This is a genomic window from Ruegeria sp. CDSB113 (genome assembly GCF_059611045.1).
Map to the genome: position 1 here is coordinate 1 of NZ_JBXWOU010000035.1, position 2,686 is coordinate 2,686.

At 59.0% G+C, this 2,686-nt stretch carries 3 protein-coding genes; all 3 read right to left on the minus strand.

Annotation, left to right across the window (positions count from 1 at the left end; genetic code table 11):
• Positions 1–254 precede the first annotated feature (254 nt).
• From AC2FIS_RS23130 to AC2FIS_RS23140, 3 genes are read right to left on the minus strand one after another with little or no spacing between them, the layout of a single operon-like run.
• Positions 255–1,934: a recombinase family protein gene (locus AC2FIS_RS23130; protein WP_496695671.1), complete on the minus strand. Its 1,680-nt coding sequence runs from the start codon at positions 1,932–1,934 to the stop codon at positions 255–257.
• Entirely contained in the window at positions 1,931–2,347 is a 417-nt protein-coding gene (locus AC2FIS_RS23135; protein ID WP_496695669.1) for a DUF2924 domain-containing protein, read from the minus strand. Before AC2FIS_RS23135 ends, AC2FIS_RS23130 begins: the two co-directional genes overlap by 4 nt.
• A complete protein-coding gene (locus AC2FIS_RS23140; protein WP_496695667.1) occupies positions 2,344–2,574 on the minus strand; it encodes a DUF3489 domain-containing protein in 231 nt (76 codons plus the stop codon). The genes AC2FIS_RS23135 and AC2FIS_RS23140 overlap by 4 nt, the downstream gene beginning before the upstream one ends.
• Between the last annotated feature and the right edge of the window lie 112 nt (positions 2,575–2,686).

Consider the following 2,686-nt stretch of genomic DNA (forward strand, 5'->3'; position numbering starts at 1 on the left):
GCCGCAGTCTCAGTGCCGCATTTTGGCGGGGTCGCTTTGGGCTGGATTTCCCTGATAACCTGCAATTTACAGGGAATTTCTGCAAAACAGGTCTGAGTTCCGTCATTTCACCTGTCGGAACTGCATGTTTTTCAGAGGTTTATGTTGCAAATTCCCTAAAAAGTGGAACAGGGAATTTTCTCGCGGGAACAGGGAATTGTTCCGCCGGATCAGGGAGGGCGAACCCTGCATCAGGGACGCAGGATCTGGAGCTATCAAAAGCCGAACAGGCGTTCCTGTTCAGCCCAGTCAAGTGGGTGGGGCACGCTGACCAGACGCTTGAGTGTAAGTTCGGGTGGCTGGGTGCCGTCGAGAATCGCGGCCTGAATCTTCGGTGAGAGAAAGGCGAGCTGGGCGCGGGTGCGGATGAAGGCGCCAGGGACGCTTTCGCGGCGCGCAATTTCCATTAGCTGAACTCCGGCTTTCAGATCGCGCGCCCAGCCATGGGCGCGGATCAGCATGGACCTGAGGTGGGGATCGGGTTGGGGTGTCATGTCTCCAGCGATGACCTTGGCCTCGGCGCCGCGGCGGCGCAGATCGAAAGACGCGGTGATGTGTGTGAGATCAGTGTGCATAAGATCTGCAGCGATGCCCAGTAAGATTGCCAGGGTTTCGGGGTTCAGTTCGAGGTCGATCTGTCCTCGTGCAATTCCACCGCGGGCCAGAATATCAACGCCGACCTGACCGCCTTGGCCTTGGAGCCGGGTCACCAAATCGGCAACTGAAGTCTGAACTGCCTCGGCTGACCCGGCCTCCGGCTGCGCCAGTATCTGGTGCGCGGCGGCGGCGTCTTGCAGATGTCTGACGATGACATCAATGACCGCGTTTTCCAGCGCCGGGCCGGGCAGTCGCCAGCCGGAAGTATCCTTGCCGCCCGAGATCAGTCTGTTGGAGACATAGTAGCGCAACCGTCGGCCTTTGCGCGTGGTGTGGGTCGGCGTCAACCGATCACCAGTTTCGTCCTGCAGCAGACCGGTGAGCCAGGCGCCGGGGTCATTGGAATGTTGGCGCGTATCGGAGCCGCCGCGTGCCCGAGAACGATTGGAGGCCTGCCGCATCTTCTCTTGCACCCGGTCCCAATCGCCTTGGTCGATGATCGCCGGGTGTTGCCCGTCCCAGATCTTATCCTTGTGGCGAATTTTTCCGAGATAAACCGGGTTGCGCAGCAGGTAATAGATTTGACCCCGTGACAGTGGACAATCCCCTTTTATGCTTCCATCCGCCCGAACAACCCGCTTCGACCGCAGGTTGTCTGCTGTTGCCCGTTCTTCTACTTTGCGCAGGCATCCCAGCCCGCCATAAAGCCCAAAGAGATGCCGGACCGTTCTGGCCTCCTCCTCATTCACCACCAGCGTTCTTGCTTTTGGATCGGGGTGGCGGTCATAGCCGAGAGGCAGGTTGCCACCCATCCAAAGCCCCTTTTTCTTAGACGCTGCAATCTTGTCACGAATACGTTCGGCGGTGACTTCCCGTTCAAACTGAGCAAAGGACAGCAGTACATTCAGGGTCAACCGACCCATGGAGGAAGAGGTGTTGAATGCTTGTGTGACGGACACAAAAGAACAGTTCGCCTGTTCCAGCCGGTCGACCAGCTTGGAGAAGTCGGCGAGCGATCGGGTCAGCCGGTCGATCTTGTAGACCACAACCATGTCGATGCGCCCTGCATCGATCTCTTCAAGAAGGCGCTGAAGTGCAGGGCGCTCTAGGGTGCCGCCCGACAGGCCACCGTCATCGTAGCGCTCGGCCAACAGGGTCCAGCCTTCATGTCGCTGGCTGGCGACATAGGCTGCGCAGGCCTCATACTGCGCATCCAGCGAATTGAAACCCTGGTCCAGCCCATCTTCTGAGGACTTGCGCGTGTAGATCGCGCATCTGATTTTGCGGCGCGGGCTCATTTGGCCCCCTTGCCGGTGAGTCCGAAAAAACGCGGCCCCGACCAATGCGCGCCGGTAATCTCTCGGGCGATGGCCGAGAGCGAGCGATAGGACCGACTGTTCCAACTGAAGCCGTCTTCTGTCACATCGACAACATGGGTCACGCGATTCCACTCGCGCAACAGGCGTCCGCCGGGCTTTAGGGCAGGGCATGTGGGCCGGAGCTTCTTCTCAAAGCCCTTTTCCAGCGTGGCTTTGACCTGCCGGGGTAGCCCGCCATGACAGCGGGACTGCATCTCAAAAGCGATAAAACGGCGCAGGAAGGGTTGGCTGAGCATGGCGGGCGCCGGTTGATCAAACAGTTGCTCCCAAAGCGTGACCAGATCCGATCGACCCATGGCGGCAAGATCGGCGACATCACTCGTCTTGGTCATGGCTCGCCGCCTTTGTTTGCTGTGAGGTGATATGCGGAAAAACCATGTGACTTGTCGGATTCGCGCCGTTCGATTGTGACGCCTTTTTTCCGCAGACCGCTTATAGCTGCTCGGACCGAATGAGGCTGCCACCCCGTTGCTTTGCAGAGCGCCTCAAGGCTGGCGCCGCTCGGGCGACGCAACAAGGCTTGCACCTTGTCGATTTTGGTTTGTTTGGATTTGGACATGTATTGTCTCCTCTGATCCGGGGCTGGCGGAATGCCGAACCCTGGTACTGAGGAGCGCCCGAATGGCTCGGGCGTGGGTTCAGTGATGCGTGGTTCACAGCAACAGTCCAGC

Bases quoted from the DNA above. Each gene is read 5' to 3' on its own strand.
- AC2FIS_RS23140 (WP_496695667.1), bottom strand. From the start codon at position 2,574: ATGTCCAAATCCAAACAAACCAAAATCGACAAGGTGCAAGCCTTGTTG.
- AC2FIS_RS23135 (WP_496695669.1), bottom strand. From the start codon at position 2,347: ATGACCAAGACGAGTGATGTCGCCGATCTTGCCGCCATGGGTCGATCG.
- AC2FIS_RS23130 (WP_496695671.1), bottom strand. From the start codon at position 1,934: ATGAGCCCGCGCCGCAAAATCAGATGCGCGATCTACACGCGCAAGTCC.